At 68.5% G+C, this 24,830-nt stretch carries 31 protein-coding genes and 1 pseudogene; all 32 read right to left on the bottom strand.

Translation table 11 applies throughout. The features are described 5' to 3' along the window. Window positions 1-192: 192 nt before the first annotated feature. Window positions 193-1,023 (bottom strand): type I methionyl aminopeptidase, encoded by an 831-nt coding sequence (gene map, locus I5I_RS08305; RefSeq protein ID WP_036318325.1) that lies wholly within the window; start codon window positions 1,021-1,023, stop codon window positions 193-195. After that, on the bottom strand, window positions 1,023-1,613 hold the full coding sequence (locus tag I5I_RS08300; RefSeq protein WP_036318324.1) for an adenylate kinase: 591 nt from the start codon (window positions 1,611-1,613) through the stop codon (window positions 1,023-1,025). Before I5I_RS08300 ends, map begins: the two co-directional genes overlap by 1 nt. Continuing rightward, on the bottom strand, window positions 1,610-2,947 hold the full coding sequence (gene secY / locus I5I_RS08295) for a preprotein translocase subunit SecY (protein ID WP_036284611.1): 1,338 nt from the start codon (window positions 2,945-2,947) through the stop codon (window positions 1,610-1,612). Before secY ends, I5I_RS08300 begins: the two co-directional genes overlap by 4 nt. 109 nt (window positions 2,948-3,056) lie before the next feature. Beyond that, the gene (rplO, locus tag I5I_RS08290) at window positions 3,057-3,644 is read right to left on the bottom strand and encodes a 50S ribosomal protein L15 (protein ID WP_005050498.1); all 588 of its coding nucleotides are present in this window, start codon (window positions 3,642-3,644) and stop codon (window positions 3,057-3,059) included. After that, the gene (rpmD, locus tag I5I_RS08285; protein WP_023954062.1) at window positions 3,644-3,829 is read right to left on the bottom strand and encodes a 50S ribosomal protein L30; all 186 of its coding nucleotides are present in this window, start codon (window positions 3,827-3,829) and stop codon (window positions 3,644-3,646) included. Before rpmD ends, rplO begins: the two co-directional genes overlap by 1 nt. Then, window positions 3,829-4,473 carry a 30S ribosomal protein S5 gene (gene rpsE / locus I5I_RS08280; RefSeq protein ID WP_269429743.1) on the bottom strand — a complete coding sequence of 215 codons (645 nt, stop codon included), beginning with the start codon at window positions 4,471-4,473 and terminating at the stop codon, window positions 3,829-3,831. The genes rpmD and rpsE overlap by 1 nt, the downstream gene beginning before the upstream one ends. A gap of 32 nt (window positions 4,474-4,505) precedes the next feature. Further along, entirely contained in the window at window positions 4,506-4,865 is a 360-nt protein-coding gene (gene rplR, locus I5I_RS08275) for a 50S ribosomal protein L18 (protein WP_005050501.1), read from the bottom strand. 2 nt (window positions 4,866-4,867) lie between these two features. Then, on the bottom strand, window positions 4,868-5,404 hold the full coding sequence (rplF, locus tag I5I_RS08270; RefSeq protein WP_036318323.1) for a 50S ribosomal protein L6: 537 nt from the start codon (window positions 5,402-5,404) through the stop codon (window positions 4,868-4,870). A 6-nt stretch (window positions 5,405-5,410) separates the two neighbouring features. Next, window positions 5,411-5,809, bottom strand: coding sequence for a 30S ribosomal protein S8 (rpsH, locus tag I5I_RS08265; protein WP_005050503.1), 399 nt, complete (start codon window positions 5,807-5,809; stop codon window positions 5,411-5,413). Window positions 5,810-5,895: 86 nt separating this feature from the next. After that, window positions 5,896-6,486: a 50S ribosomal protein L5 gene (gene rplE, locus I5I_RS08260; protein WP_036318322.1), complete on the bottom strand. Its 591-nt coding sequence runs from the start codon at window positions 6,484-6,486 to the stop codon at window positions 5,896-5,898. A gap of 2 nt (window positions 6,487-6,488) precedes the next feature. Beyond that, a complete protein-coding gene (rplX, locus tag I5I_RS08255) occupies window positions 6,489-6,848 on the bottom strand; it encodes a 50S ribosomal protein L24 (RefSeq protein ID WP_005050505.1) in 360 nt (119 codons plus the stop codon). A gap of 5 nt (window positions 6,849-6,853) precedes the next feature. Next, window positions 6,854-7,222, bottom strand: coding sequence for a 50S ribosomal protein L14 (gene rplN, locus I5I_RS08250; RefSeq protein WP_005050506.1), 369 nt, complete (start codon window positions 7,220-7,222; stop codon window positions 6,854-6,856). 3 nt (window positions 7,223-7,225) lie between these two features. Next, window positions 7,226-7,591 (bottom strand): 30S ribosomal protein S17, encoded by a 366-nt coding sequence (rpsQ, locus tag I5I_RS08245; RefSeq protein WP_036284607.1) that lies wholly within the window; start codon window positions 7,589-7,591, stop codon window positions 7,226-7,228. Continuing rightward, window positions 7,591-7,905, bottom strand: coding sequence for a 50S ribosomal protein L29 (gene rpmC, locus I5I_RS08240; RefSeq protein WP_005050508.1), 315 nt, complete (start codon window positions 7,903-7,905; stop codon window positions 7,591-7,593). Before rpmC ends, rpsQ begins: the two co-directional genes overlap by 1 nt. Further along, on the bottom strand, window positions 7,905-8,324 hold the full coding sequence (gene rplP, locus I5I_RS08235; protein WP_016463572.1) for a 50S ribosomal protein L16: 420 nt from the start codon (window positions 8,322-8,324) through the stop codon (window positions 7,905-7,907). The genes rpmC and rplP overlap by 1 nt, the downstream gene beginning before the upstream one ends. Next, the gene (rpsC, locus tag I5I_RS08230) at window positions 8,324-9,085 is read right to left on the bottom strand and encodes a 30S ribosomal protein S3 (RefSeq protein WP_016463573.1); all 762 of its coding nucleotides are present in this window, start codon (window positions 9,083-9,085) and stop codon (window positions 8,324-8,326) included. Before rpsC ends, rplP begins: the two co-directional genes overlap by 1 nt. Next, complete coding sequence (gene rplV / locus I5I_RS08225) at window positions 9,085-9,483, bottom strand: 50S ribosomal protein L22 (RefSeq protein WP_016463574.1); 399 nt, start codon at window positions 9,481-9,483, stop codon at window positions 9,085-9,087. Before rplV ends, rpsC begins: the two co-directional genes overlap by 1 nt. 39 nt (window positions 9,484-9,522) lie before the next feature. Then, complete coding sequence (gene rpsS / locus I5I_RS08220) at window positions 9,523-9,804, bottom strand: 30S ribosomal protein S19 (protein WP_005050512.1); 282 nt, start codon at window positions 9,802-9,804, stop codon at window positions 9,523-9,525. Window positions 9,805-9,816: 12 nt separating this feature from the next. Then, the gene (gene rplB / locus I5I_RS08215; RefSeq protein ID WP_036318321.1) at window positions 9,817-10,656 is read right to left on the bottom strand and encodes a 50S ribosomal protein L2; all 840 of its coding nucleotides are present in this window, start codon (window positions 10,654-10,656) and stop codon (window positions 9,817-9,819) included. Window positions 10,657-10,680: 24 nt separating this feature from the next. Next, window positions 10,681-10,983 carry a 50S ribosomal protein L23 gene (rplW, locus tag I5I_RS08210; protein ID WP_036318320.1) on the bottom strand — a complete coding sequence of 101 codons (303 nt, stop codon included), beginning with the start codon at window positions 10,981-10,983 and terminating at the stop codon, window positions 10,681-10,683. Continuing rightward, window positions 10,980-11,642: a 50S ribosomal protein L4 gene (gene rplD / locus I5I_RS08205; RefSeq protein ID WP_036318319.1), complete on the bottom strand. Its 663-nt coding sequence runs from the start codon at window positions 11,640-11,642 to the stop codon at window positions 10,980-10,982. Before rplD ends, rplW begins: the two co-directional genes overlap by 4 nt. Window positions 11,643-11,644: 2 nt before the next feature. Beyond that, complete coding sequence (gene rplC, locus I5I_RS08200) at window positions 11,645-12,304, bottom strand: 50S ribosomal protein L3 (RefSeq protein WP_005050519.1); 660 nt, start codon at window positions 12,302-12,304, stop codon at window positions 11,645-11,647. Between the two features lie 10 nt (window positions 12,305-12,314). Then, entirely contained in the window at window positions 12,315-12,623 is a 309-nt protein-coding gene (gene rpsJ / locus I5I_RS08195; protein ID WP_005050520.1) for a 30S ribosomal protein S10, read from the bottom strand. A 936-nt stretch (window positions 12,624-13,559) separates the two neighbouring features. Further along, window positions 13,560-13,772, bottom strand: a complete 213-nt coding sequence (locus I5I_RS08190; RefSeq protein ID WP_036318327.1) for an Rv0909 family putative TA system antitoxin — start codon at window positions 13,770-13,772, stop codon at window positions 13,560-13,562. Window positions 13,773-13,924: 152 nt separating this feature from the next. Continuing rightward, the gene (tuf, locus tag I5I_RS08185) at window positions 13,925-15,118 is read right to left on the bottom strand and encodes an elongation factor Tu (protein WP_005050522.1); all 1,194 of its coding nucleotides are present in this window, start codon (window positions 15,116-15,118) and stop codon (window positions 13,925-13,927) included. Between the two features lie 166 nt (window positions 15,119-15,284). Continuing rightward, window positions 15,285-17,399: an elongation factor G gene (gene fusA / locus I5I_RS08180; RefSeq protein WP_005050523.1), complete on the bottom strand. Its 2,115-nt coding sequence runs from the start codon at window positions 17,397-17,399 to the stop codon at window positions 15,285-15,287. Between the two features lie 117 nt (window positions 17,400-17,516). Then, window positions 17,517-17,987, bottom strand: a complete 471-nt coding sequence (rpsG, locus tag I5I_RS08175; RefSeq protein ID WP_005050524.1) for a 30S ribosomal protein S7 — start codon at window positions 17,985-17,987, stop codon at window positions 17,517-17,519. A 5-nt stretch (window positions 17,988-17,992) separates the two neighbouring features. Next, window positions 17,993-18,361, bottom strand: coding sequence for a 30S ribosomal protein S12 (rpsL, locus tag I5I_RS08170; protein WP_036318318.1), 369 nt, complete (start codon window positions 18,359-18,361; stop codon window positions 17,993-17,995). Window positions 18,362-18,652: 291 nt separating this feature from the next. Then, window positions 18,653-20,401: an FHA domain-containing protein gene (locus tag I5I_RS08165; RefSeq protein ID WP_036318317.1), complete on the bottom strand. Its 1,749-nt coding sequence runs from the start codon at window positions 20,399-20,401 to the stop codon at window positions 18,653-18,655. After that, on the bottom strand, window positions 20,398-22,839 hold the full coding sequence (locus I5I_RS08160) for a transglutaminase-like domain-containing protein (protein WP_036318316.1): 2,442 nt from the start codon (window positions 22,837-22,839) through the stop codon (window positions 20,398-20,400). Before I5I_RS08160 ends, I5I_RS08165 begins: the two co-directional genes overlap by 4 nt. Beyond that, on the bottom strand, window positions 22,836-24,185 hold the full coding sequence (locus tag I5I_RS08155) for a DUF58 domain-containing protein (RefSeq protein ID WP_239640063.1): 1,350 nt from the start codon (window positions 24,183-24,185) through the stop codon (window positions 22,836-22,838). Before I5I_RS08155 ends, I5I_RS08160 begins: the two co-directional genes overlap by 4 nt. Window positions 24,186-24,208: 23 nt before the next feature. Further along, window positions 24,209-24,802 (bottom strand): annotated as a pseudogene (locus tag I5I_RS08150) (AAA family ATPase); the annotation flags it as partial. Between the last annotated feature and the right edge of the window lie 28 nt (window positions 24,803-24,830).

Here is a 24,830-nt window from a genome sequence, read left to right as displayed (position 1 = left end):
GCCGCGCGACGTCCGGATCTCCCTCCTCGCCCGCGGTGGACACAGCCGCCCGCGGGGTGCCCGGGGGAGGAACCTCCGTGCACCACGCGAGCCGCTCTTGCGGCGCCGAGCCGACATCCTGCGGCGCGGCCGATGATGTCGGCTCGCGCCGAGGATGGCGGCTCGCGGGGAGCAGAGTGCGCGCAGCGCGGGTCAGGCGATGGGGGTGGGGGTGACGCCGAAGGGGGCGAGACCGGCGGCGCCGCCGTCGGCGGCGGTCAGCACCCACACGCCGTTCTCGTGAACGGCGACGCTGTGCTCCCAGTGGCTTCCGTCGCTGCCGTCGACAGTCGTGACCGTCCAGTCGTCGTCCTCGACGAAGGTCTCCTCGGAGCCGGCGGTGATCATCGGTTCGATCGCGACACACAGGCCGGGACGCACCGCGGGGCCCAGGTCGGACACCCGGTAGTTGAAGATCGTCGGGCCCTCGTGCATCCGGCGGCCGATGCCGTGGCCGACGTAGTCGCGAAGGATGCCGTAGCTCTCCCCCGCGCGCTCGATGTAGCCCTGCACCGCGTCACCGATCTCACCGACGCGAGACGCCGACGCGAGCGCGGCCACGCCCGCCCAGAGCGAGCCCTCGGTCACCTGCGACAGCCGCTCGCGCGACGCCTGCACAACCGGATCCCCGCCGGGGACGACCACCGTGATGGCCGAGTCGCCGTTCCAGCCCTTGAACTGCGCACCGGCATCGATCGACACGATATCGCCCGGCTCGAGCACGCGCTCGCCGGGGATGCCGTGGACGACCTGGTCGTTCACCGAGATGCAGGTCGTGTGGCGGTAGCCGCGCACGAGCTGGAAGTTCGACTCGGCCCCGCGGGCGAGGATGACCTCGGATGCCGCGGCATCCAGCTCAGCCGTGGTCACGCCCGGGGCGATCAGTGCGCGCACCGCGTCCAGCGCGGCCGCGGTGATCAGACCCGGCTCGACCATCGCACGCAGCTGCGCCGGGGTCTTGTACAGGGAGCGCCGAAGTCCCATCAGGAAGCGGCGATGCCGCGAGCCGCCAGGGCGTCCTGGATGCGCGCGTACACCTCGTCCAGGGAGCCGACACCGTCGATCTGGTCGACGATGCCGCGCTCGCGGTAGACGTCGAGAATCGGCGCCGTCTCGGACTCGTAGATGGCCAGACGCTTCGCGATCGACTCGGCGTTGTCGTCGGCGCGACCCTGTTCGGCCGCCCGCAGCGACAGCCGCTGGATGGACTCGTCGCGCGGCACCACCAACTCGATGACCGCGGTGAGGGGCTCGGCCCTCTCGTCCAGGAAACCGTCGAGGTCGCCCACCTGTCCGAGGTTGCGCGGGTAGCCGTCCAGGAGAAAACCACCGGCGGCATCCGGCTGGGCCAGGCGATCGCGCACGATCTCCCCGGTGAGCGCGTCGGGGACGAGGTCGCCCGCGTCGATGATCGCCTTGACCTTCAGACCGAGCTCCGTGCCCTCTTTCACGTTGGCGCGGAACACGTCCCCCGTCGAGACGGCGGGGATGCCGAGGGCGTCGGCGATGCGCACGCCCTGCGTGCCCTTGCCGGAACCCTGCGGTCCGATGATGAGAAGGCGCGCGGCGGTCATCGCAGCAGCCCTTCGTAGTGACGCTGCTGCAGCTGCGCGTCTATCTGCTTGACCGTCTCCAGACCGACACCGACGATGATGAGGATCGAGGCGCCGCCGAACGGGAAGTTCTGATTGGCGCTGACCGTCGCGAGCGCCACCAGCGGCAGCAGCGCGATGAGCCCGAGGTAGATCGAGCCCGGCAGCGTGATGCGGGTCAGCACGTAGTCGAGGTACTCCGCCGTGGGCCGACCGGCACGGATGCCGGGGATGAATCCGCCGTACTTCTTCATGTTGTCGGCGACCTCGACGGGGTTGAACGTGATCGCGACGTAGAAGTAGGTGAACCCGACGATGAGCAGGAAGTACAGCAGCATGTAGAGCGGGTGATCGCCCTTCGTCAGATACTGCTGGATCCACGTCACCCAACCGGGGATGTTGCCGTTGGCGTCGGGCGTCTGATTGAACTGGGCGATCAGTGCCGGGATGTACAGCAGCGACGAGGCGAAGATGACCGGCACGACGCCCGCCATGTTCACCTTGATCGGGATGTACGTGTTCGTGCCGCCGAGGGTGCGACGCCCGACCATGCGCTTGGCGTACTGCACGGGGATGCGCCGCTGCGACTGCTCGACGAAGACGACGAGGGCGACGACGACGATGCCGACGGCCAGCACGAGGAGGAAGACCTCGAAACCGCGCGACGTGGCGATGGCCCACATGGCCGCCGGGAACTGCGCCGCGATCGAGGTGAAGATGAGGATGGACATGCCGTTGCCCACGCCACGCTCGGTGACGAGCTCGGCGAACCACATGATGAGGCCGGTGCCGGCGGTCAGGGTGATGATCATCAGCAGCTGGGCCCACCACACGTCGTTGGTGAGCAGCGCGTTGCACTCGGCGATGCCGGTCGTGCCGAAGAGCTGACCCGAGCGCGCCACCGTCACCAGGGTGGTGGACTGCAGGAGCGCCAGCGCGATCGTCAGGTAGCGGGTGTACTGCGTGAGCTTGGCCTGACCGGCCTGCCCCTCCTTGTACAGCGCCTCGAAGTGCGGAATCACGACGCGCAGCAGCTGCACGATGATCGTCGCGGTGATGTAGGGCATGACGCCGAGCGCGAAGATCGACAGCTGCAGGAGCGCGCCGCCGGAGAACAGGTTGACGAGCGAGAGCAGACCCTCACTCGCAGAACCGGTCTGCTGGAGGCAGGACTGCACGTTCGGGAAGCTCACGAAGGGCGCCGGAACGTGCGCACCAAGGCGATAGATGGCGATGATCGCGAGGGTGAAGAAGATCTTCCGCCGGAGATCCGGGGTGCGGAAGACCCGCGCGATGGCGCTGACGGCGCTGAACAAGGGGATTTCCTCCAGAGAGCTGACCGGTGTCTCGATGCGGGTCCGAGGACACCGCTTCCAGAGTACGGCAACAGGGGCCGGAGGCTCGCCTCCGGCCCCTGCCGTGGAATTACTTGACCGAACCGCCCGCGGCGACGATCTTCTGCTCGGCCGAACCCGAGACCTTGTCGACGGCGACGGTGAGCTTGACCGAGATGTCGCCGGTGCCGAGCACCTTGACCTTCTCGTTCTTGCGCACCGCACCCTTGGCGACGAGGTCGCTGACGGTGACGTCGCCACCGGCCGGGTACAGCTCGGCCAGCTTGTCGAGGTTGACCACCTGGTACTCGACGCGGAACGGGTTCTTGAACCCGCGCAGCTTCGGCGTACGCATGTGCAGCGGCATCTGACCGCCCTCGAAGCCGACCTTCACCTGGTAGCGGGCCTTCGTGCCCTTGGTGCCACGACCAGCGGTCTTACCCTTCGAGCCCTCACCGCGACCGACACGGGTCTTCGCGGTGTTGGAGCCGGGAACCGGACGCAGGTGGTGGACCTTGAGCACACCGGGGCGCGACACCTCGGCATCCGCCTTCTTGGCGGGAGCCTTCTTCGCGGCCGGCTTCTCGGCGGTCTTCTTGGCAGCCGGCTTGGCGGCAGCCTTCTTCTCGGTGTTCTTGACAGCGACCTCTTCGGTCGCCTTCTCAGCCTTCTCGGCCATCAGTCGATCTCCTCAACCTTGACGAGGTGGGCGACAGTCTTGACGTAGCCGCGCGTCTGCGCGTCGTCGGGACGGACGACCGAGTCGCCGATCCGCTTCAGACCGAGCGAACGCAGCGTGTCGCGCTGGTTCTGCTTCTCGCTCACCTTGGACTTGACCTGGGTCACCTTGAGACGCGCGGCCATCAGGCACCTACCTTCGCAGCGGCCGCGGCGTCGGCCTCGGCACGGATCAGACGGGCGGGAGCCACCTGGTCGAAGTCGAGACCGCGACGAGCGGCGACCGCGCGGGGCTCCTCGAGCTGCTTCAGCGCCTCGACGGTCGCGTGCACGATGTTGATCGTGTTCGACGAACCGAGCGACTTGGAGAGCACGTCGTGGATGCCGGCGCACTCGAGCACGGCGCGCACCGGACCACCGGCGATAACACCGGTACCGGCGGCAGCCGGACGCAGGAGCACGACACCGGCAGCGGCCTCACCCTGCACCGGGTGCGGGATGGAGGAGCCGGTGCGCGGCACACGGAAGAAGTTGCGCTTGGCCTCTTCGACACCCTTGGAGATGGCGAGGGGAACCTCACGCGCCTTGCCGTAGCCGACGCCGACGAGACCGTTGCCATCGCCCACGACGACGAGCGCCGTGAAGCTGAAGCGGCGACCGCCCTTGACGACCTTCGACACGCGGTTGATCGTCACGACGCGCTCGAGGAACTGGCTCTTCTCGGCGTCGCGCGAACCACGGTCGCGGTTGGGGTTGCGCTCGCGACCGCCACGACGGGGCTCGCGGGCCTCGCGCTCGACGGGAGCGGTGGCCGCAGCCTGCTCGGTCACTTCGTTCTCCACATTCTGAGTAGTTGCATCGCTCACAGGTTCAGACCTCCCTCGCGGGCGCCCTCGGCGATCGCTGCGACACGGCCCGCGTAGCGGTTGCCACCGCGGTCGAACACGACGTCCGAGAAGCCGGCCGCCTTGGCGCGCTCGGCGACGAGCTCGCCGACCTTGCGGGCCTTGGCGGTCTTGTCACCGTCGAACGTGCGCAGGTCCGACTCGAGAGTCGAGGCCGACGCGACGGTCACGCCCTTGCTGTCGTCCACGAGCTGGACGAAGACGTGGCGGGCCGAACGGGTGACGACAAGGCGCGGACGGGCCTCGGTGCCCACGACCTTCTTGCGAAGGCGCAGGTGACGACGCGAACGCGCGTCGCTCTTCGACTTGACAGCCATGATTACTTACCAGCCTTTCCGGCCTTGCGGCGAACGACCTCGCCCGCGTAACGCACACCCTTGCCCTTGTAGGGCTCGGGCTTGCGGATCTTGCGGATGTTCGCGGCGGCCTCACCGACGGCCTGCTTCGAGATGCCGCTGACGGTGAGCTTGTTGTTGCCCTCGACGGTCAGCGTGATGCCGGCCGGCGCTTCGACCAGCACGGGGTGCGAGAAGCCGAGCGCGAACTCGACCGCCGTCCCCTTCTGCGCGACGCGGTAACCGGTGCCGACGACCTCGAGGCCCTTGGTGTAGCCCTGGGTGACGCCGATGATGTTGTTGTTGATCAGGGTGCGGGTCAGTCCGTGCAGCGAACGCGACTCGCGCTCGTCGTCGGGACGGGAAACCAGAACCTGGTTCTCCTCGACCTTGACCTCGATGGGCTTGGAGACGGAGAGCGCGAGCTCGCCCTTCGGGCCCTTGACCGTGACATCCTGGCCGTCGACCGAAACGGTCACGCCGGCGGGGATGTCGATGGGAAGACGTCCAATACGCGACATGTCAGATCACCACACGTAGGCGAGGACTTCCCCACCCACGCCCTTCTGCTCTGCCTGGCGGTCGGTGAGAAGACCGGAGGAGGTGGACAGGATCGCGACGCCCAGGCCGCCGAGGACCTTGGGGATCTCGGTCGAGCGTGCGTACACGCGCAGGCCGGGCTTCGAGACGCGCTTGATGCCGGCGATCGACCGCTCGCGGTTCGGGCCGTACTTCAGCGTGAGCGTGAGGGTCTGGCCGACACGAGCGTCGGAGACCTCCCAGCCGGAGATGTAGCCCTCCTGCTGGAGGATCTCGGCAATGTGGGTCTTGAGCTTCGAGCTCGGCAGCGACACGGAGTCGTGGTGCGCCGAGTTCGCGTTGCGCAGACGGGTCAGCATGTCAGCGACCGGGTCTGTCATCGTCATTTCTTGGTTTCCTTTGTTCAGCGGTTTCGGATGCCGTTACACGACAGCCGACCTTCTTGATGGGCCGACCGGAGAGGTCGGGGGTGTCAGGCCTGGTTCTCGTCCGTCTTGAACGGGAAGCCCAGCTGGCGCAGCAGCGACCGGCCCTCGTCATCCGTCTTCGCCGTGGTGACGATCGTGATGTCGAAGCCGCGGACGCGGTCGATCTTGTCCTGCTTGATCTCGTGGAAGACCGACTGCTCCTGCAGACCGAACGTGTAGTTGCCGTGACCGTCGAACTGCTTGGGCGACAGGCCGCGGAAGTCGCGGATGCGCGGCAGAGCGAGGTTCACGAGGCGGTCCAGGAACTCCCACGCGCGGTCACCGCGGAGGGTGACGTGCGCACCGATGGCCTGGCCCTCACGCAGCTTGAACTGCGCGATGGACTTGCGGGCCTTGGTGACGACGGGCTTCTGACCCGTGATCTTGGTGAGGTCGTCGACCGCACCATCGATCACCTTGGAGTCGCGAGCCGCCTCGCCGACGCCGGTGTTCACGACGACCTTGACGATCCCGGGGATCTGCATGACGTTGGCGTAGCCGAACTCGTCCTGCAGGGCCTTCTTGATCTCGCCCTGGTACTTCTGCTTCAGGCGGGGCTGGATCTTGCCAGCCGCCGCGGCAGTGGTGCTGCTCATGTTCAGAGGTCCTTGCCGCTCTTCTTCGCGTAGCGCACGCGAACGGTGCGCTTCACGCCATCCTTCGTCTGCTCCTCGACACGGTGACCGACCTTGGTCGGCTTCTTGGTCGAGGGGTCGACGAGGGCGACGTTGGAGATGTGGATCGGGGCTTCCATCGTCTCGATGCCGCCCGTCTTGGTGCCGCGCTGGGACTGGCCCACGCGGTTGTGCTTCGTGACGTAGTTGACGCCCTCGACGATGACGCGGTTCTGCTCGACGAGAACGTCGAGGACCTTGCCCTGCTTGCCGCGGTCGCCGCCCTTGTCCTGCTTCTTGCCAGTGATGACCTGAACGAGGTCACCCTTCTTGATCTTGGCCATGAGGGTCAGATCACCTCCGGTGCGAGCGACACGATCTTCATGAACTTCTTGTCACGAAGCTCACGACCGACCGGTCCGAAGATGCGGGTGCCGCGGGGCTCCCCGTCGTTCTTCAGGATGACGGCGGCGTTCTCGTCGAACTTGATGTAGGAGCCGTCGGGACGACGGACCTCCTTCTTGGTGCGGACGATGACGGCCTTGACCACATCGCCCTTCTTGACGTTGCCGCCGGGGATCGCGTCCTTGACGGTCGCGACGATGATGTCGCCGAGACCGGCGTAACGGCGGTTGGAGCCGCCGAGCACACGGATCGTGAGCAGCTCCTTGGCGCCGGTGTTGTCGGCGACCTTGAGGCGGGACTCAGTCTGGATCATTTCTTACTTCGCCTTCTCGAGGATCTCGACCAGGCGCCACCGCTTGGTGGCGCTGAGCGGCCGGGTCTCGTTGATCAGCACGAGGTCGCCGATGCCGGCGCTGTTCTGCTCGTCGTGGGCCTTGACCTTCGACGTGCGACGGATGACCTTGCCGTAGAGCGGGTGCTTCACGCGGTCCTCGACCTCGACGACGATCGTCTTGTCCATCTTGTCGCTGACGACGTAACCACGACGCGACTTGCGGTAGCCACGGGCGTCCGCATCGCGCACGTCGTGGGCAGCCGACTCGTGACCGGCAGCGGGCGCCTCGACGACGGCCTCGGCGGCCGGCGCCTTCTTGGCGGCCTTCTTCTCGGTGGTCTCAGCCATCACTCGGCCTCTTCCTTCGTGGCCTCGGCAGCGTCATCCGCCTTCTTGGCCTTGGTCTTCTTCGCCTTGGACGCGACCTCGACGGGGGCGGGCGTGGCACGGATGCCGAGCTCGCGCTCGCGGATCACGGTGTAGAGCCGCGCGATGTCGCGCTTGACGGCGCGAATGCGGCCGTGGCTCTCGAGCTGGCCGGTGGCCGACTGGAAGCGCAGGTTGAACAGCTCTTCCTTGGCCTTGCGCAGCTCTTCGACGAGGCGCTGGTCCTCGAACGTGTCCAGCTCGCTCGGAGCGAGCGTCTTGGTTCCGACAGCCATTACGCGTCGCCCTCCTCGCGCTTGATGATGCGTGCCTTCAGGGGCAGCTTGTGAATTGCACGGGTGAGCGCCTCGCGAGCGAGCTGCTCGTTGACGCCCGCGACCTCGAACAGGACGCGACCCGGCTTGACGTTGGCGACCCACCACTCCGGCGAACCCTTACCGGAACCCATGCGGGTCTCGGCCGGCTTCTTGGTGAGGGGACGGTCGGGGTAGATGTTGATCCACACCTTGCCGCCACGCTTGATGTGACGCGTCATCGCGATACGAGCGGACTCGATCTGACGGTTGGTCACATACGCGGGGGTGAGGGCCTGGATGCCGAACTCGCCGAAGGAGACCTTCGTGCCGCCGGTGGCCTGGCCCGCGCGACCCGGGTGGTGCTGCTTGCGGTACTTGACCTTACGGGGAATAAGCATTATGCCGATGCTCCTTCTGCGACGGGCGCCTCGTTGCGGGGCGCGCGACGACGGTCGCCACCACGGTCGTCACGACCGCGGGGTGCCTTCGGCGCGTTGGCCTGCTCGCGAGCGAGCTCCTTGTTGGTGAGGTCGCCCTTGTAGATCCAGACCTTCACACCGATGCGGCCGAAGGTGGTCTTGGCCTCGTAGAAGCCGTAGTCGATGTTCGCGCGCAGCGTGTGCAGCGGCACACGACCCTCGCGGTAGAACTCCGAACGGCTCATCTCGGCGCCGCCGAGACGACCCGAGACCTGGATGCGGATGCCCTTGGCGCCGGCGCGCTGTGCGCCCTGCAGACCCTTGCGCATCGCGCGGCGGAAGGCCACGCGGGCGGAGAGCTGCTCGGCGATGCCCTGGGCGACCAGCTGAGCGTCGGCCTCGGGGTTCTTGACCTCGAGGATGTTCAGCTGGATCTGCTTGCCGGTGAGCTTCTCGAGGTCGGCGCGGATGCGCTCGGCCTCGGCGCCGCGGCGACCGATGACGATACCGGGGCGGGCGGTGTGGATGTCGACGCGGACGCGGTCACGCGTGCGCTCGATCTCGATGCCGCTCACGCCGGCGCGGTCCAGCTGCGTCTGCAGGAGCTTGCGGATCTTGACGTCCTCGGCCACGTAGTCGGCGTAACGCTGTCCCGGCTTCGTGGAGTCGGAGAACCAACGCGACACGTGGTCCGTGGTGATGCCGAGGCGGAAGCCGTACGGGTTGACCTTCTGTCCCATTACTTGCTCGCCTTCTTGTTCGTGGAGCCGGCCGCGGCCTCATCGACCTCGGGGGTCGCGAGCTCGACGGTGATGTGGCTCGTGCGCTTCTTGATCTGGAAGGCGCGGCCCTGTGCGCGGGGCTGGAAACGCTTGAGCGTCGTGCCCTCGTCGACGTACGCGTTGCGCACGTACAGGTCCTGCTCGTCCAGGAACTCGCCGTCCTTGTCAGCCTTCACACGGGCGTTGGCGACCGCAGCGGCGACGAGCTTGTAGATCGGCTCGCTGGCACTCTGGGGCGCGAACTTCAGGATGGCCAGGGCCTCCTGAGCCTGCTTGCCCTTGATCAGCGCGACGACACGACGAGCCTTCTGAGGGGTCACGCGGATGTGCTTCACGCGTGCGATGGAATCCACCATTTCTCTCCTCCTCTAGTCCTCTCTAGGAACGCCACCGCGTCAGCGGCGGCGACCCTTCTTGTCGTCCTTCTCGTGGCCGCGGAAGGTGCGGGTGGGCGCGAACTCGCCCAGCTTGTGACCGACCATGGTCTCGGACACGAACACGGGGATGTGCTTGCGTCCGTCGTGCACGGCGATGGTGTGTCCCAGCATGGCGGGGATGATCATCGAACGGCGCGACCAGGTCTTGATGACGTTCTTGGTGCCGGCATCGTTCTGCGAGACGACCTTGCGAAGCAGGTGCTCGTCGACGAAGGGGCCCTTCTTCAGGCTGCGAGGCATCTTCCTCTACTCCTACTTGCGCTTCTTGCCGGCGTTGCGACGACGGACGATGTACTTGTCGCTTTCCTTGTTGGCGTGGCGGGTGCGACCCTCAGCCTGGCCCCAAGGAGAGACGGGGTGACGTCCACCGGACGTCTTGCCCTCACCACCACCGTGCGGGTGGTCGACCGGGTTCATCGCGACACCGCGGACGGTCGGGCGGATGCCCTTCCAGCGGTTACGGCCGGCCTTGCCCCAGTTGATGTTCGACTGCTCGGCGTTGCCGACCTCGCCGATCGTGGCGCGGCAGCGCGCGTCGACGTTGCGGATCTCGCCCGACGGCAGACGAAGCTGCGCGTAGGGGCCGTCCTTGGCGACCAGGCGAACCGACGCACCGGCCGAACGCGCCATCTTCGCGCCGCCGCCGGGGCGGAGCTCGATCGCGTGGATGACGGTACCGGTGGGGATGTTCTTCAGCGGCAGGTTGTTGCCCGGCTTGATGTCGGCGCCCGGACCGGACTCGACGATGTCGCCCTGCTGCAGCTTGTTCGGCGCGAGGATGTAGCGCTTCTCGCCGTCCACGTAGTGCAGCAGCGCGATGCGCGCGGTGCGGTTGGGGTCGTACTCGATGTGTGCGACCTTGGCGTTGACGCCGTCCTTGTCATTGCGACGGAAGTCGATGACGCGGTACTGACGCTTGTGACCGCCACCGATGTGACGCGTGGTGATGCGCCCCTGGTTGTTGCGACCACCGGTCTTCGACAGCGGACGGAGCAGCGACTTCTCGGGCGTCGATCGCGTGATCTCGGCGAAGTCGGCCACCGACGAACCGCGGCGACCCGGGGTCGTGGGCTTGTACTTGCGAATAGCCATGTTGGTTGTCCTCTATCCCAGCTGTCAGCCGACGGCCGTGAAGATGTCGATGGTGCCCGACTTGAGCGTGACGATGGCGCGCTTGGTGTCCTTGCGCTTACCGGTGCCGAAGCGGGTGCGGCGGGACTTGCCCGCGCGGTTGAGCGTGTTGACCGCGGCGACCTTGACGCCGAAGATCTTCTCGATCGCGAGCTTGATCTCGGTCTTCGAGGAGCGCGGGTCCACCAGGAAGGTGTACTTGCCCTCGTCGATGAGCCCGTAGCTCTTCTCCGAGACGACCGGCTTCAGGATGATGTCGCGCGGGTCCTTGTTGAGGGAGACGTTCATGCCGAGACCTCCTCGGTGGTGGCGCTCTTGGACGCGACGAACGCGTCGTAGGCGGCCTTGGTGAAGACGATGTCGTCGGAGACGAGCACGTCGTAGGCGTTCAGCTGGTCGAAGCTGAGGACGTGGACGTACGCGAGGTTGCGAACGCTCTTGACCGACAGCTCGTCGCCACGCTCGATGACGACCAGGACGTTCTTGGTCGGAGCGAGCTCGGCGAGGACGGCCGCAGCGGCCTTGGTCGACGGGGCGCCCTCGATGCCGAAGGAGTCGACGACGTGCAGACGGCCACCGCGAGCACGGTCGCTCAGCGCGCCCAGAAGGGCGGCGGCGATCATCTTCTTGGGGGTGCGCTGCGAGTAGTCGCGCGGCTTCGGGCCGTGGACGATGCCACCACCGGTCATGTGCGGCGCGCGGATGGAGCCCTGACGGGCGTTACCCGTGCCCTTCTGCTTGAAGGGCTTGCGGCCGGCACCGGAGACCTCGCCACGACGCTTGGTCGAGTGCGTTCCCTGGCGAGCCGCCGCGAGCTGCGCGACGACGACCTGGTGGATCAGCGGGATGTTCGTCTTGACGTCGAACAGCGCAGCGGGAAGAGCGACCGAGCCGGCCTTCTTGCCGCTGGGGCTGTGGACGTCGAGCGCGAGAGTCGAGTCAGCCATGATCAGGCACCCTTCACTGCGTTGCGGACGTAGACGATGCGGCCGCGCGCACCGGGGACGGCGCCCTTGACGAGCAGCAGACCCTTCTCGGCGTCGACGGCGTGCACCGTGAGGTTGAGGACGGTCACGCGCTCGCCACCCATACGGCCGGCCATGCGCATGCCCTTGAAGACGCGGCTCGGCGTCGACGAGGCGCCGATCGAGCCGGGCTTGCGGTGGTTGCGGTGCGCACCGTGCGAGGCGGAGACACCCTTGAAGTTGTGGCGCTTCATGACACCCGCGGTGCCCTTGCCCTTGCTGGTGCCGACGACGTCGACCAGCTGGCCGGCCTCGAAGGTGGCGTCCACGGTGAGCTCCTGACCGAGTGAGTAGTCAGCGGCATCCGCGGTGCGCACCTCGGTGAGGTGGCGGCGGGGGGTCACGCCCGCGGCCTCGAAGTGGGCCGTCTGGGGCTTGTTGACCTTGCGGGGGTCGATCTGGCCGTAGGCGATCTGGACGGCGTTGTAGCCGTCGCGCTCCGGCGTGCGCACCTGGGTGACCACGTTGGGGGCCACCTCGATGACGGTGACGGGAACGAGCTTGCCGTTCTCGTCCCAGACCTGGGTCATGCCGAGCTTCGTGCCGAGCAGGCCCTTGGAAACCTTTTCGTTGATGTGTGCCATGACCGGGACCTCAGAGCTTGATCTCGATGTTGACGTCGGCCGGAAGGTCGAGGCGCATCAGCGAGTCGACGGCCTTGGGCGTCGGGTCGATGATGTCGATGAGGCGCTTGTGGGTGCGCATCTCGAAGTGCTCGCGGCTGTCCTTGTACTTGTGGGGCGACCGGATGACGCACACGACGTTCTTCTCGGTCGGAAGGGGCACGGGGCCCACGACGGTGGCGCCTGCGCGGGTCACCGTGTCGACGATCTTGCGCGCCGACGTGTCGATGACCTCGTGGTCATACGACTTCAGGCGAATGCGGATCTTCTGTCCCGCCATTGTCTGCTCACTCTCTTTCTCGCGTCGTACCTGCCCTGATCGCTCAGGGGGCATTGGACGCACATGGCACAGGGTTGTGCCGGGCACTTGCGCACCACTGTTCTGATGTCAGTTCCGATCGTTCGCGCGCACGCGCACGAATCCTGTGACCAGGAGAGATCGGATTGTGTTGTTCTGCTGCCCGCGGCCTAGGTCAGTGCGCGATTCCGAAGAGGATGCGCCGCCTATGCACTGCCCTGGCAGTGATCCCGCACGCCGCGCGTCTTGTCAGTCGCGCGCACGCAGGAATGTGGAACTGGACTAGTCTACGTGTCCGCCGGGCGTGTCGCAAACCCGGGCGTGTCGCCGCCGCATGAGTGACGCATGCGCGGGATCTCGTCGCGCTCGTGTGACAGAAAAAGGGGAGGGGCGGGCCCTTGGGGAAAGCCCACCCCTCCCGGTCTCCGCGGGACGCGCGACCCCCCGACCGCGCGTCCCGGGTCTCAGCGCGCCGCGTCCCCCCGACGCGATGGCGCGGCGTCCAGAACGACGTGCAGACGCGGACGACCGCGATGAGGACGCCCCCCGGCATCCACATCGACGGCGAAGAGTCCATCGCCGGCAGGAGCCAGGGACACGCGGTCGGAAACACCGAACCGCGACGAGTGCGCTCGGGTCCCCCGAACAGCATCCCCCATACATCCACGAGCAGCGCTCATGCCCCCACAACCTGTCACCGTGCACACACGCAGCTTCTGCGCGATGCGGCGGAACGAACCCCCACAGTTCGTTCAGTCGGTTTTCAGCCCCCCGGCGTCGTACTGACCACTGCTGACGCTAGATGGTGCGCGACCCGGCGTCAAGTCGGGTTTGATCTCGTTTTCGACACGGTGCGATGAGGGGGTGGATGCCGCGGCATCCACCCCCTCATCCGACCACGTCGGCGCTGATCGCCGGTCAGTTGCCGATGGCGCCGTCCACCTGATCGCGCACCTCGTCGACCTTGCCGTCGAACTGATCGGGGGCGATCTTCTTGACGAAGTCGGCCGCAGCGTCCAGCACGCCGTCGCTGACCTCCTCCGCCTTGTCGGAGTGGATCACCTCGTCGATCTTGTCCTTGTTCTGCTCGAGGAACTGCTTACCCTGATTCACGATGTCGTCCAGCCCCATGGCCATCCCCTCCTGGTCGATCGATACCGCGCGGGAGCGCGCTGAGGACATTCTGGCGTCGCGGGAGCCGGCTGCCTAGGGGGATGGTCGCGCAGAGACGACGATGCCCCCGGGAGCACGTGGCTCCCGGGGGCATCGTCGGTGTGAAGTGCTTACTTCAGGATCTTGGTGACGGTACCGGCACCGACGGTGCGGCCACCCTCACGGATCGCGAAGCCGAGGCCCTCTTCCATGGCGATCGGCTGGATCAGCTCGACCGTCATCTCCGTGGTGTCGCCGGGCATGACCATCTCGGTGCCCTCGGGCAGCGTGATGACGCCGGTGACGTCGGTGGTGCGGAAGTAGAACTGCGGGCGGTAGTTCGTGAAGAACGGGTTGTGACGGCCACCCTCCTCCTTGGAGAGGATGTACGCGGTGCCCTCGAAGTCGGTGTGCGGCGTGACCGAACCCGGCTTGACAACGACCTGACCACGCTCGACGTCGTCACGCTTGGTGCCGCGCAGGAGCAGACCACAGTTCTCGCCGGCCCAGGCCTCGTCGAGCTGCTTGTGGAACATCTCGATACCGGTGACGATCGTCTTCTGCGTCGGGCGGATGCCGACGATCTCGACCTCGGAGTTGATGGCCAGCGTGCCACGCTCGGCGCGGCCCGTGACGACGGTGCCACGACCGGTGATCGTGAAGACGTCCTCGATGGGCATGAGGAACGGCTTGTCCTTGTCGCGCACCGGGTCCGGGATGGACTCGTCGACGGCGTTCATGAGCTCGACGATCGACTCGACCCACTTCTCGTCACCCTCGAGAGCCTTCAGGCCCGAGACGCGGACGACGGGAGCGTTGTCGCCGTCGAAGTCCTGCGAGCTGAGCAGCTCACGAACCTCGAGCTCGACGAGCTCCAGGATCTCCTCGTCGTCGACCATGTCGCTCTTGTTGAGCGCGACCAGCAGGTACGGAACGCCGACCTGCTTGGCGAGCAGAACGTGCTCGCGCGTCTGAGCCATCGGACCGTCGGTGGCGGCGACCACGAGGATCGCGCCGTCCATCTGAGCGGCACCGGTGATCATGTTCTTGATGTAGTCGGCGTGGCCGGGCGCGTCGACGTGCGCGTAGTGGCGCTTCGGGGTCTCGTACTCGACGTGCGAGATGTTGATCGTGATACCACGCTGACGCTCTTCGGGAGCCGAGTCGATCGACGCGAAGTCACGCTGCACGTTGGTCGCCGACGGGTACTTGTCGGCGAGCACCTTCGAGATCGCAGCGGTGAGCGTGGTCTTGCCGTGGTCGACGTGACCGATCGTTCCGATGTTGACGTGCGGCTTGGTCCGCTCGAACTTGGCCTTGGCCACTGGGTCCTCCTCAGGACATTCATGTAGAGGTTCCGGGCGCTGGATTGCGACCGGTGCTCTACGGGGATGGGTGTCAGTCTAGACGACTGGGTCTGTATTCAGTTTGTGCGGATGCTGTGCGCGAAGCGGTCTACGCAGAAGGCTCGGCGCACAGCATCCCAGAGGGTTACTCGCCCTTGTTCTTCTGGACGATCTCGTCGGCGACGGCCTTGGGGACCTCCGCGTACGAGTCGAACTCCATCGAGTACACGGCCCGGCCCGAGGTCTTCGAGCGCAGGTCGCCGATGTAGCCGAACATCTCCGACAGCGGGACGAGGGCGCGCACGATCTTGATGCCCGACCCGTCCTCCATCGACTGGATCTGGCCACGACGCGAGTTCAGGTCGCCGATGACGTCGCCCATGTACTCCTCGGGCGTGCGCACCTCGACCGCCATGAGCGGCTCGAGGATGGCGGGGTTCGCCTTGCGGATGGCCTCCTTGAAGCCCATGGAGCCGGCGATCTTGAACGCCATCTCGGACGAGTCGACGTCGTGCGACGCGCCGTCGAGCAGGATCGCCTTGACGCCCACGACGGGGTAGCCGGCGAGGACACCGACGTTCATCGCGTCCTGGAAGCCCTGGTTGGTCGGCTCGATGTACTCGCGCGGGATGCGGCCACCGGTGACCTTGTTCTCGAACTCGTAGGTCTTGTCGGCCGTGACCTCGAGCGGCTCGATCGCGAACTGGATCTTCGCGAACTGACCCGAACCACCGGTCTGCTTCTTGTGGGTGTAGTCGTGACGCTCGACGGCCTTCTTGATCGTCTCGCGGTACGCCACCTGGGGCTTTCCGACGTTGGCCTCGACCTTGAACTCGCGCTTCATGCGGTCGACGAGGATGTCGAGGTGCAGCTCGCCCATTCCCTTGATGACCGTCTGGCCGGTCTCGGGGTTGAGCTCGGTGCGGAAGGTCGGGTCCTCTTCGGCGAGCTTCTGGATCGCGGTGCCCAGCTTCTCCTGGTCGGCCTTGGTCTTCGGCTCGATGGCGACCTCGATGACGGGCTCGGGGAAGGTCATCGACTCGAGGACGACGGGCTCGTTCGGGTCGGCGAGGGTGTCACCGGTGGTGGTGTCCTTCAGGCCGATCACGGCGTAGATGTTGCCCGCGGTGACCGCGTCGACGGGGTTCTCCTTGTTGGCGTGCATCTGGAAGATCTTCCCGATGCGCTCCTTCTTGCCCTTGGTCGAGTTGATGACCTGCGCACCCGAGTCGAGGTGACCCGAGTAGACGCGGATGTAGGTCAGACGGCCGAAGAAGGGGTGCACCGCGACCTTGAATGCGAGCGCGGCGAAGGGGTCGTTGGCGTCGGGGTGGCGCTCGATGACCTTCTCCTCGTCCTTCGGGTCGTGCGCCTCGATGGCGGGCACGTCCAGGGGCGAGGGCAGGTAGTCCACGACCGCGTCGAGCATCGGCTGCACGCCGCGGTTCTTGAAGGCCGAACCACAGAGCACCGGGTACAGGTCACCGGCGACGGTGAGCTTGCGGATGGCGCCCTTGATCTCGGCGAGCGTGAGCTCTTCGCCGCCGAAGTACTTCTCCAGCAGCGCCTCGTCGGACTCGGCGACCGTCTCGAGCAGCTTCTCGCGGTACTCGGCCGCACGGTCGGCGAGGTCGGCCGGGATCTCCTGGACCTCGTACTTGGCGCCCATGGTGACATCACCCTTGGCGTCGCCGGGCCAGACCAGTGCGCGCATCTCGACGAGGTCGACGACGCCCACGAAGTCGTTCTCGGCACCGATCGGCAGCTGCAGCACGAGGGGCTTGGCGCCCAGACGGTTCACGATCGTGTCGACGGTGAAGTAGAAGTCGGCGCCCAGCTTGTCCATCTTGTTGACGAAGCAGATGCGGGGCACGTCGTACTTGTCGGCCTGGCGCCAGACCGTCTCGGACTGGGGCTCGACGCCCTCCTTGCCGTCGAAGACGGCGACGGCACCGTCGAGGACGCGCAGCGACCGCTCGACCTCGACCGTGAAGTCCACGTGTCCGGGGGTGTCGATGATGTTGATCTGGTGCTTGTTCCAGAAGCAGGTCACGGCGGCGGACGTGATCGTGATGCCGCGCTCCTTCTCCTGCTCCATCCAGTCGGTGGTCGAGGCGCCGTCGTGGGTCTCGCCCAGCTTGTGGTTGACACCCGTGTAGAACAGGATGCGCTCGGTCGTCGTCGTCTTGCCGGCATCGATGTGCGCCATGATGCCGATGTTGCGGACCTTGTTGAGGTCGGTGAGCACTTCTTGTGCCACGGGGTGTCCTTACGTGTGTGTTCGGGTTGCGGACGCTTCGACGCGGCCCTGCGGGCCTCGCTCAACGACCGGGGAGTGACCGCCGGTCGTTGAGCGAGCGCAGCGCGTCGAAACGCGTTACCAGCGGTAGTGAGCGAAGGCGCGGTTCGACTCGGCCATCTTGTGGGTGTCTTCGCGGCGCTTGACCGCGGCACCCAGGCCGTTCGAGGCGTCGAGGATCTCGTTCTGCAGACGCTCGGTCATCGTCTTCTCACGACGACCCTTCGCGTAGCTGACGAGCCAGCGCAGCGCGAGCGTGTTCGCGCGGTGCGGCTTGACCTCGACCGGCACCTGGTAGGTCGAGCCACCGACGCGGCGGCTCTTGACCTCGAGGGTGGGGCGGACGTTGTCGAGCGCCTTCTTGAGGGTCGCGACGGCATCCTGGCCGTTCTTCGCCTCGACGCCCTTCAGGGCGTTGTAGACGATCGACTCGGCGAGCGACTTCTTGCCGTCGACGAGGATCTTGTTCACCAGCTGGGTGACGATCGGAGCACCGTAGACCGGGTCGTTGACGACGACGCGGCGAGGTGCGGGTCCCTTGCGAGGCATCGGACTCAGCCCTTCTTGGCGCCGTAGCGGCTACGGGCCTGCTTGCGGTTCTTGACGGCCTGGGTGTCCAGGGCGCCGCGAACGATCTTGTAGCGGACACCGGGGAGGTCCTTGACACGGCCTCCACGGACAAGCACGAGCGAGTGCTCCTGCAGGTTGTGGCCCTCACCCGGGATGTAGGCCGTGACCTCGGTGCCGTTGCGAAGCTTGACACGGGCGACCTTGCGCATCGCCGAGTTCGGCTTCTTGGGCGTGGTCGTGTACACGCGGGTGCAGACACCCGCCTGCTGCGGGTTCGACTTCAGGGCGGGCGCCTTGGTCTTGGTGACCTTGGGCGTACGTCCCTTGCGAACCAACTGCTGAATGGTTGGCACGTTCTCTCCTTGTAAAGCTGTGCGGGCTCTCGCCTGCACAGGTGCTGCACGGTGACAGCGATGGTGGTTTCACCACAGATCCACCGACACGGCGGATGCCGAGCATGGGTGGTGGATATGCCGTGGGGGCGGCCTGTTCGCAGACCGGTCCCGATCGTGTGCCGAACCCCGTCCGGATGCCGTGGCACGGCGGACGGCGCGCGTATACGCACACCCGGTCAATACTACGCCGTATGACGAACGCGGGCAAACGCGCCCGGTGAGTCGCGCCCTGCTCCCGCCGCGCTCGCCTCAGCGTTCGATGCGCGCGAGGTGGAACTCCTCGTCGCCGAGGAAGAACCGCTCCCCCGCGTCGATCTTCGAACCCGGCTCCACCTCGACCTCCTCGCCCATGAAGGTGCGAACGAGCACCCCGTTCGTCGAGGCCAGATCGGTGATCGTCCAGACGTCGTCGTGCCGTTCGAGGCGGGCGTGGGTCTTGGACACGGTGAGAGCCTCGCCCGCAACGGCGATGAGCTGCGCTTTCGGGAAGGCCGTGTCGGCTGCCGGGCGACGCCCGAGGATGACGACGTCCGCCGTGATCGCCACCGGTGCGCCGGCGGCGGGGACCAACTGCCACACGGCCGCGCGGACCCGCCGCGTGATCACCGTCTGGTCGATGTCGTCGTCGACGCTCTGGTCGCGGCGATGCTGGGCGGCGACGGCGCCCGCGGCGGAGCGGGGCGACCCGGCGGCGGGCGATCCGATGACTGCCGAGACCTCGCCCGACAGCTCCGGGAAGCCATCGGGTTCGTTCGGGGCGACCGCGAACGCCGGCCACGGTCGTGCGCGGCGCAGCGGCGGCTCGGCCGCCTCCGGCGCGAGCCCACGCTCCCCCGCAGCGGGCGCGTCCGAGGAGACCGCCTGGGAGCCGTCGACCGCGGAGTCGGACGCATCCGCGGCGGGTTCGGCCGGTACGCCGTGGGCGGCTCGGGCGGCTGCCGCGGCAGCGGAGACCCGGGGCGCCGGTGCCGGTGCATCCGCCGCCTCTCCGACGTCGTGCGGCGACGGCAGCGCGGTGCTGCGACGGCCCGGCACGAAGTCGATGGGGGCATCATCGGTGACCGGCGGCATCGCGTGGCGCCATCCGGCACCGGAGCTGGGCGGGAACGGGGAGGGCGCGATCGCCGAGACATCATCGATCTCCGACGGCCACGCCGCGTCGTCGTCAGCGGCGGCTTCCCCGGCGCGGACCGCGGCGGATGCCGATACGGGCGCCGGAGCGGGCGGACGGACCACGGCGGCCGGGGACGGCGACGACGTCGCGACGGGCTCGTCGAGCGCCTCGACGGCGACGGTTCCCGCCTCGGGCCGTGCGGGGGCAGGTTCCGCGGGGGCAGGTTCCGCGGGCGCCGGGGCGGCCGTCGACGGCGAGGCGGGCGGCACCGTTGTCTCCGGCGGGGTCCAGGCCGGTGCGGCGGCGGGAGCGGGAGGAGCGAAGAGCCGCGCCAGGTCGTCGTCCTCGCGCACGTCGTCGGACGGTGCTGCCGGCTCCGCCGCCGCGGCCGGCGGCAATGCAGAGACGACCGCGGCTTCCGGCGTCATCGGGGCGGGTTCGGCGAACACACCGCCGAGGCTCGCGCGAGGCTGTTCGCGGCGGTGCGCCGACATGCCGCCGGCGCGTGCGCCGAGCCATCGCGCGGGTCCAAAACCGAGAATGCTCGCCCACACGACGAACAGCACCGCCGCGAGGGCGGTCATGCCGCCCCCGTAGCCGAAGCCCGGATTGATCCGGTGCGCCGCGACGACGACCAGCACCCACAGCACGATCGGCCCCAGCACCGGGAAGAGCCCGATCAGAACGAGCCACGGGCTGAAGCCTCCCCACCGGAGGAGGGTGGCGACGTTCCACACGGGAACCCACCCCTTGTAGGGGGCCTCGCCCATCTTGCGGAACATCGCGGCCAGCGCCAGCGCGGTCCAGACATAGAGAGCGAGGCCCACCGCCAGGGCGACGAGGCCCAGCAGAGCGCCGACGGAGTCGCCGATGGGTGCGTTCATGCGGTGCGCCGCGGGCGCGAGGCCGCACGGCTCCCCCTCTCGAAGTGTGACCGGAACGATCGCGGGACGAACGATCTCAACGATACGGCTGCACGCAGCCGGCGCCACCTGTTCGTCGCGAGCGCGGCCCGCTCGTCCTCGACGATCCGCCAGAACTCCTCGGCCTCGTCGAAGGACATCGGGCGGGCGGAGAAGACCGCTTCATCGGCCGTCCGCGCGAGGGTTCCCGCCGCAGGACGAGCCAGCGCCCGTGCGATCTCGGAGCGCGTGGCCGCGGGCGGTGTGCGACGGCCGGCGTCGGCGGCGGCGTCGAGGTACTCGTCCCACCCCCCGGCGATCGCGTCGGCGGGTCGGTCCTGGCGCCGTCGCCGTCGGCGGCGCAGGGCCTTGGCGATCATGATCGCCGCGAACGGGCCGGCGAGCACGAGCAGAACCGCGAGGACGCCGCCGGTGATACCCAGCGTCGTCCACAGCCAGCGCAGGTCGAGGGGGTCGGGTCGGTCGGTCGGCGCGGCACTGTCCTCCTGCGCGGGACGCTGGGGCTGAACCTCGTCGACCCCGTCGGGGCGCACCGACGTGGCGATCTGCGGGTCGGGCTGCTCGGTGCGCTCGGTGCGCGGCGGGCGCGTGTGCTGGGGGGTGACGTCGACCGGGATCCACTCCCCGGATGCCGAGCGCACCTCCACCCAGGCCGAGACGTCGCCTGCGCGGCACACTCCGTCGACGCACGTCGCCGCGTCCGGGTCGTTCGACACGAGCCGCGTGCCGACGACGATCCGCGCCGGAAAGCCCAGCTCGCGGGCGATGAGGGCGACGGCGGTCGAGAACTGCTCGTCGTCGCCGACGGCGGCCACGAGGTCGTCCGCAGCCACGGCGGCGGGGTCGGCCTCGCGGGCGAGCAATGCCGTGAACATGCTGTCGATGCGCGCCAGCGAGTGTCCAGATGCGCTCGGCGCGAAGGTGTAGCCCGTCCCGAGCTGCTGCATCCAGGCGGCGCCGCCAGCCGGAGCGCGCAGCGCGTGGCTCAGGTAGCCGCGCGAGCGCAGCAGAGCGACGAGTCCGTCCAGGGCTGCACCGCCCGTGCCGACGGCATGCTGCTGCACCCAGGTGCGCAGGCTCGCCGGCGCGACGAGTTCGCCGCCGTCGGCCGCGGTCACCGACACCCCCGCCTGCCCCCCGGGAGCAGCCGCCGAGGTGAGGGCGCTCACCGCCGGTGCCGCGGCGCGGAGGCGATAGGTGTCACCGGCGCTCCACGGTGTCGTCTCGACCGCCGCCTCCCGCGCGCCGCTCACGTAGAACCCGTCGGCGAGCGCGGCGGCGCGCGGCCCGGCGAAGTCGATGGAGGCCACGGCTCCGGCCGTCGGCATCCAGATGCCGTCCAGCGCACCGATCGTCACCTCGGCGTCGATGGGAGCACCCGCACCGAGGACGCGCGCCGCCGCGAGCCGCACGAACGGCTCGCCCGCCGGATCGGTGCGGAAGATCGCGCCGTCGTAATCGTCCAGGACGGCCAGTCGCACGCGATCGGGCAGTGCATCGCCGGTGACCCGGAACAGCTCCTCGTCGACGCGCGCATCGGCGAACAGCGTCCGATACGCGCTCAACGGGCTGACCGCGCGGGAGATCTCCTGACGCGGTCCCGTCGCCTCGCGCAGGACGTCGCGCTGCGACGGCACCGCCACCGCCGGCACCGAGACGGCGACGGCCGCGGCGACGGCGACCATGCCGACGCCGAGCCCGAGCCGGCGCAGTCGCGCACCCGCTCCCCGCGCGGCGGCGCCGGCCACCCGCACGCTGGCCGCGCCCGACGCCCGACGAAGTGCCTGCACCCGCGCGGCGCGGGTGCGCCACGACAGCCACAGCACCCCGCTGAGCAGCACCCCGGCGCCGACGGCCGTTTCGACCGGAGCGGGAAGGACGACGGGTCCGACGACCAGCGGCGCGCTGAGCTCCGTGCTGCCGAACAGCAGCCCGAAGCCGGCCATCGCGATCGCCACGGGCACAGCGAGCACGGCGAGCGCGTCTGTGCGCCAGCTCAGCAGCAGGACGCTGGCGGTACCGACGAGGAACACGACGAGCGCCGGCACCAGCAGGTTGCGATACGACCCGACCGGCAGGTCGACGGTGAGCAGGTCCTTCCAGCCCCACAGCAGCCCCGCGACGAGCTCACCCAGTCCCTGGAGGAACGGCGCCGGTGCTCCGGCGCGCGAGGGGACGGCCACGGGCACGCCGACCACGAGGAGTGCACCGGCGAGCAGCCCGGCGGCAGCCCAGCCGTTCCACCGCCGCCAGGCGACGAGGGCGGCGATCGCTCCCGCGAGAACGGATGCCGCAGCCACCAGCAGCAGGAACGACGCCGAGCGGTAGACCGGCCATGCCGCCACCGCCGCCAGCCCCACGGCTGCGAGAGCGTACAGCGCCCCGGCAGCGCCCCTCACGAGCGCGCTCCGCGCAGGAGGAGTCCGGCGAGGTCCTCGAGCGCACCGATCGTGACGACGGTGAGGGGACCGACGGTCTGCGCGCGCGGATGCGCGCGCTCGTCGCAGCGGACGGCGATGATCGCGGCATCCACCGGAAAAGCCAGTGCCGCCAGGCGCAGAGACGTGAGAGGCACGCCCGAGCCGGCGACCAGCACGGCGACCGAGAGCTGCTCGTTCGCCTCGGCGGTCAGCCGGCACACCTCGGGGAACGGCATCGTCTCGACGAGACGATCGACACCGCTGAAGCCGTCGAGCACGGCGCGCGGAGCGCTCGCGGCGATGTGTCGGATGGCGCGCAGGCGACCCCGCACGACGCGCGGGATCTCGGCACCGACGACGATGTCGAGGTCGCGCGCGTCGTGCACTGCCCGCAGCGCCAGGGAGGATGCCGCACTGACGGCGAGTTCGAACTCGTCGTCGGACGCGTATTCCGCGCTCGAGAGTCCGAGCACGACCGCCATCCGCGAGCGGCGCGACTCCTCGTACTGCCGGACCATCAGCCGGCCCGTCTTCGCGGTCGACTTCCAGTGGATCTGTCGGCGCGCATCACCGGGCGCGTACTCGCGGATCGCGTGGAAGGACATGTCCGCATCGACCAGTCGCCGGGTCGCGCTGCCGTCGAGATCGCGGATGAGTCCCGCGCTCGTGGACGGCACGGTGACCGTGCGCGGGTGGACGAACAGCTCCTGCACCTCGTCGAAGGCGTGCTCGCGCCGCAGCAGACCGAGCGGGTCGGAGCGGATCGTCGTCGCGGGGCCGATGCGCACGATGCCGCGCCGCTGCGGCGGCAGATCCACCGCGTGCCGGGAGACCTCGTCGGCGGCGAGGAGCGGGATGCCGACCTCGACCAGACCGGGTCCGATCGGGATGTCGATGCGGCCCGGCAGCGCCGTGGTGCGCCCGATGTTGCGCACGGCGATGCCCGCCCGCGCCGCCGCCCCGGCGACGACGCGCTCCCGCTCGAGCACCACCCGCACCTCGTACGCGCGGGCTCCGAGCAAGAAGGGCAGGGCCATCACGAGCAGTGCCCCGGCCGCCGCCCCGGCGACGAGCGCCTCGACCCATCCGAACACGAGACCGGCGGCGAGGCCCACGGTCGACGTGAGCACGACCAGGGCCCCGGCGGGCCGGATCGTGGCACGACACCAGGCGATGGCGGCGCGCACGGCCGAACGTCCGCTCGCCCAGGCTCGCGAGGCGCGGACGGCCGCTCCCACGAGGCGACGTCCACGGCGAGCCGTCACCTCGGTCCGCTCGCCGGTGAGCCCGGTGGCCGAGGTGCGCGTGAGCCGGGTGTCGGTCACGGACGAGCGGCTCTCGACGCTGCTCACGCGCTGTCCCGGCGGGTGGGCGGCGGCACGTCGAGAAGGACCTGGCCGATGACCGCCTCGGGGGCCACACCGTCGAACTCGGCCTCCGCATGCAGGATCAGGCGGTGGGCGAGAACCGGGACGGCGAGACGCTTGACGTCGTCGGGAGTGACGTACGTGCGACCGTGGGCGGCGGCGGTGGTACGTGCGGCACGCGTCAGGGCGAGAGCCCCGCGGATGCTGACGCCGAGGCGCACCTCGTCAGCGGCTCGGGTCGCATCGACGAGCCGCGCGATGTAGTCGAGCACGAGCGCGTCCACGTAGACGTCAGCGGCCAGTTCGCTCATACCGACCAGCGCGCCCGGAGTGAGCACGGGCGCCAGGTCCGCGGTCGCGACCGCGGCGCGGTCGAGGATGCGGACGGTGGCCGCATGATCGGGGTAGCCGAGCGCCGTGCGCAGCAGGAAGCGGTCGAGCTGGGCCTCGGGCAGTCGGTAGGTGCCGGCTTGCTCGACCGGGTTCTGCGTGGCGAGCACGAGGAAGGGGGCGCCGACGGCGCGCGTGACGCCGTCGATGGTCACGCTCCCCTCCTCCATCACTTCGAGAAGACTCTAGAGGATCCCCGGGACCGAGTCGAAT

The sequence above is a fragment of the Microbacterium sp. B24 genome, from assembly GCF_000333415.1.
Classification (GTDB): domain Bacteria; phylum Actinomycetota; class Actinomycetes; order Actinomycetales; family Microbacteriaceae; genus Microbacterium.
This window is presented reverse-complemented; position numbering and strand designations above follow the sequence as displayed.

Bases quoted from the DNA above. Each gene is read 5' to 3' on its own strand.
- rplN (WP_005050506.1), bottom strand. From the start codon at position 7,222: ATGATCCAGACTGAGTCCCGCCTCAAGGTCGCCGACAACACCGGCGCC.
- I5I_RS08190 (WP_036318327.1), bottom strand. From the start codon at position 13,772: ATGGGGCTGGACGACATCGTGAATCAGGGTAAGCAGTTCCTCGAGCAG.
- rpsH (WP_005050503.1), bottom strand. From the start codon at position 5,809: ATGACGATGACAGACCCGGTCGCTGACATGCTGACCCGTCTGCGCAAC.
- rplF (WP_036318323.1), bottom strand. From the start codon at position 5,404: ATGTCGCGTATTGGACGTCTTCCCATCGACATCCCCGCCGGCGTGACC.
- rpsC (WP_016463573.1), bottom strand. From the start codon at position 9,085: ATGGGACAGAAGGTCAACCCGTACGGCTTCCGCCTCGGCATCACCACG.
- rplR (WP_005050501.1), bottom strand. From the start codon at position 4,865: ATGGCTGTCAAGTCGAAGAGCGACGCGCGTTCGCGTCGTCACCTGCGC.
- rpsJ (WP_005050520.1), bottom strand. From the start codon at position 12,623: ATGGCGGGACAGAAGATCCGCATTCGCCTGAAGTCGTATGACCACGAG.
- rplX (WP_005050505.1), bottom strand. From the start codon at position 6,848: ATGGCCAAGATCAAGAAGGGTGACCTCGTTCAGGTCATCACTGGCAAG.
- rplB (WP_036318321.1), bottom strand. From the start codon at position 10,656: ATGGCTATTCGCAAGTACAAGCCCACGACCCCGGGTCGCCGCGGTTCG.
- rplP (WP_016463572.1), bottom strand. From the start codon at position 8,324: ATGCTTATTCCCCGTAAGGTCAAGTACCGCAAGCAGCACCACCCGGGT.
- rplO (WP_005050498.1), bottom strand. From the start codon at position 3,644: ATGGCCGAGAAGGCTGAGAAGGCGACCGAAGAGGTCGCTGTCAAGAAC.
- rplD (WP_036318319.1), bottom strand. From the start codon at position 11,642: ATGGCTGACTCGACTCTCGCGCTCGACGTCCACAGCCCCAGCGGCAAG.
- rpsG (WP_005050524.1), bottom strand. From the start codon at position 17,987: ATGCCTCGCAAGGGACCCGCACCTCGCCGCGTCGTCGTCAACGACCCG.
- rplW (WP_036318320.1), bottom strand. From the start codon at position 10,983: ATGAACGTCTCCCTCAACAAGGACCCGCGCGACATCATCCTGAAGCCG.
- rpsQ (WP_036284607.1), bottom strand. From the start codon at position 7,591: ATGGCTGAGACCACCGAGAAGAAGGCCGCCAAGAAGGCGCCGGCCGCC.
- rpsS (WP_005050512.1), bottom strand. From the start codon at position 9,804: ATGCCTCGCAGCCTGAAGAAGGGCCCCTTCGTCGACGAGCACCTGCTT.
- I5I_RS08165 (WP_036318317.1), bottom strand. From the start codon at position 20,401: ATGAACGCACCCATCGGCGACTCCGTCGGCGCTCTGCTGGGCCTCGTC.
- map (WP_036318325.1), bottom strand. From the start codon at position 1,023: ATGGGACTTCGGCGCTCCCTGTACAAGACCCCGGCGCAGCTGCGTGCG.
- rpmD (WP_023954062.1), bottom strand. From the start codon at position 3,829: ATGGCCGCGCGTCTCAAGGTGACCCAGGTCAAGTCCAAGGTGAGCGAG.
- rplC (WP_005050519.1), bottom strand. From the start codon at position 12,304: ATGGCACACATCAACGAAAAGGTTTCCAAGGGCCTGCTCGGCACGAAG.
- rplE (WP_036318322.1), bottom strand. From the start codon at position 6,486: ATGAGCAGCACCACTGCCGCGGCGGCTGGCAAGATCCAGCCCCGCCTG.
- rplV (WP_016463574.1), bottom strand. From the start codon at position 9,483: ATGGTGGATTCCATCGCACGCGTGAAGCACATCCGCGTGACCCCTCAG.
- I5I_RS08300 (WP_036318324.1), bottom strand. From the start codon at position 1,613: ATGACCGCCGCGCGCCTTCTCATCATCGGACCGCAGGGTTCCGGCAAG.
- rpmC (WP_005050508.1), bottom strand. From the start codon at position 7,905: ATGGCTGTCGGAACCAAGACGCTCGCTCCGAGCGAGCTGGACACGTTC.